This window comes from Variovorax sp. 01T439_2 (genome assembly GCF_056398445.1).
This window is the reverse complement of the sequence record NZ_JBFTPJ010000787.1, coordinates 1-2,847: the sequence shown is the minus strand read 5'-3', so window position 1 is coordinate 2,847 and position 2,847 is coordinate 1. Positions and strand designations below refer to the sequence as shown.

Genomic DNA, 2,847 nt, shown 5'->3' with positions numbered 1-2,847 from the left:
GCGCTGCACCGGCTCGAATCGCCGCGCGCGGTGTTCGAATGGCTGGTGCAGCTGCGCGACCAGCTGGCCGCGCCGGCCCACAAGAAAAACGAATCCCCGAGGAGCGATGGATGAGCGAGCTGCAATTGTCGAAAGCACCCGAGGACCGCGCGGGCCTGTCCATTTCCGGGGCAGCCGGGCCCGCCGACCAGGCGCCGGTCGACCCGCGCGTTGCGGCTTCCGGTGCGCCGCGCGGCTTCGGGCCGCCGGCCGAACCCTCGCTCAACGTGGGCGTGATCGGCAACTGCGCCTACAGCGCGCTCATCGATGCACGCGGGCGCGCCGTGTGGTGCTGCCTGCCGCGCTTCGACGGCGACCCGGTCTTCAACGCGCTGCTGCACCCGGGCGAGGAGGCCGGCGCCTGGGCCATCGAGATCGAGGACTTCGCCTCGAGCAAGCAGTGGTACGAACCCAATACCGCGGTGCTGCGCACGCAGCTGTTCGACAGCGCCGGCCAGGGCATCGAGATCACCGACTTCGCGCCGCGCTTCTACAGCCGCTCGCGCTACTTCCGGCCGCTGATGATGGTGCGCCGCGTGCGGCCGATTGCCGGCGCGCCGCGCATCCGCGTGGCGCTCGATCCGCGCTTCCAGTGGGGCGCCTCGGGGCCGCTGGAGGTCACGCGCGGCAGCAACCACATCCGCTACGTGGGGCCCGACGTGACACTGCGGCTCAACACCGACGCATCGATCTCGCACATCCTTTCGCGCCAGCCCTTCGTGATCTCGCGCGAATACAACTTCATGTTCGGCGTCGACGAAACCCTGCTCGACGRCATTGCCGACACCGCGCGCAGCTTCGAGCAGGAGACCATTTCCTACTGGCGCACCTGGAGCAAGCGGCTCGCGATTCCGTTCGAATACCAGGACGCGGTGATCCGCGCGGCCATCACGCTCAAGCTCTCGCTCTACGAGGACACCGGCGCCATCGTCGCCGCCATGACCACCAGCATTCCCGAGGCGCCGGGCAGCCAGCGCAACTGGGACTACCGCTACTGCTGGCTGCGCGATGCCTTCTTCGTGGTGCGCGCGCTCAATTCGCTGAGCGAGGTGGGCACCATGGAAGACTACCTGCGCTGGCTCGGCAACGTGGTGATCGGCTCGCACGGCGAGCACATCCAGCCGCTGTACGGCATCGGTCTGGAGCGCGAGCTGCCCGAGTCGATGGTCGAGAACCTCGCGGGCTACCGCGGCATGGGGCCGGTGCGCGTGGGCAACCAGGCGCAGGAGCACTTCCAGCACGACGTCTACGGCAACATCGTGCTCGGCGCGGCGCAGGCCTTCCACGACCACCGGCTGCTCGCGCGCGCGGGCCGGGCCGAGTTTCCGCACCTCGAGGCCGTGGGCGAGCAGGCGATCCGCGTCTACGGCACGCCCGATGCGGGCATGTGGGAGCTGCGCACCCGCGCCCGCGTGCACACCAGCTCCGCGCTCATGAGCTGGGCCGCCTGCGACCGGCTCGCCAAGATCGCGCGCGCGCTGGCGCTGCCCGAACGCGCCGCCTACTGGCACGGCCACGCCGCGCGCATGAAAGAAGAGATTCTGGCCAAGTCGTGGTGCGAGGAGCGCCAGGCCTTTGCCGAAAGCTTCGGCGGCCATGAACTGGACGCCAGCATCCTGCTGATGGTGGAGGTGGGGTTGATCGACGCGCGCGACCCGCGCTTCATCTCGACTGTCGACGCCATGGAAAAGTCGCTCTGCGACGGCCCGTACATGCGCCGCTACGAGGCGGCCGACGACTTCGGCAAGCCCGAGACCGCCTTCAACATCTGCACCTTCTGGCGCATCGACGCGCTCGCCAAGATCGGCCGCAAGGCCGAGGCGCGCCAGATCTTCGAGACCATGCTGGCGGCGCGCAACCCGCTCGGCCTGCTGTCGGAAGACACGCACCCGGTCACGGGCGAGATGTGGGGCAACTTTCCGCAGACCTACTCGATGGTCGGCATCATCAATGCCGCTGTGCGGCTGTCGGCGCCGTGGGACTCGTGCATATGAGCGCCGCGCCGGGCCGCCCCAAGCAAGCTCGCCCCCGCTTGGCGGGGAGGCGCGCAGCGCCAGGGGTGCACCAATGAGTCGCCTCGTTGTCGTCTCCAACCGCGTGGCCGACCCGCGCAAGCCTGCCGCGGGCGGCCTGGCCGTGGCGCTCGGCGAGAGCCTGCAGCAAAGCGGTGGCATGTGGTTCGGCTGGAGCGGCCAGATCGTCGAGAACGGCCCCACGGGCGAAGGCGAGCTGCACATGCTGCAGGCCGGCAAGGTCACGCTGGCCACCATCGACCTCGGCCGCGAGGACCACGACAGCTACTACCTGGGCTACAGCAACGACGTGCTGTGGCCGGTGTTCCACAACCGCCTCGACCTCGCCCACTTCGAAGCCGGCTTCATCGGCGGCTACCGGCGCGTGAACCAGCTGTTCGCGCGCAAGCTCAAGCCGCTGCTGAAGGATGACGACATCATCTGGATCCACGACTACCACCTGATGCCGCTCGCGGCCGAGCTGCGCGGCATGGGCTGCAGGCAGCGCATCGGCTTCTTCCTGCACATTCCGCTGCCGCCGCAGATCATCATCGCGGCCGTTCCGCAGCACGAGTGGCTCATGCGCTCGCTGTTCGCCTACGACCTGATCGGCTTCCAGGCGCAGCAGGACGTGCAGCATTTCGAACACTACGTGCGCAACGAGGCGCATGGCGAATACCTGGGCGACGAGATGTACCGCGCCTACGGCCAGACGGTGCGCTGCAGCGCCTTTCCGATCGGCATCGACGTCGACGAATTCGCGGCGCTCACGCACGCGAAGGAATCGCGCGACATG

At 68.6% G+C, this 2,847-nt stretch carries 2 protein-coding genes; both read left to right on the top strand.

Going from position 1 to position 2,847, the window contains the following annotated elements; genetic code table 11:
* The first annotated feature begins 110 nt into the window (after positions 1-110).
* On the top strand, positions 111-2,033 hold the full coding sequence (locus AC1DOC_RS27740; RefSeq protein ID WP_478130927.1) for a glycoside hydrolase family 15 protein: 1,923 nt from the start codon (positions 111-113) through the stop codon (positions 2,031-2,033).
* A gap of 73 nt (positions 2,034-2,106) precedes the next feature.
* The coding region (locus tag AC1DOC_RS27735) for an alpha,alpha-trehalose-phosphate synthase (UDP-forming) (protein WP_478130926.1) at positions 2,107-2,847 on the top strand (741 nt) is incomplete at its 3' end.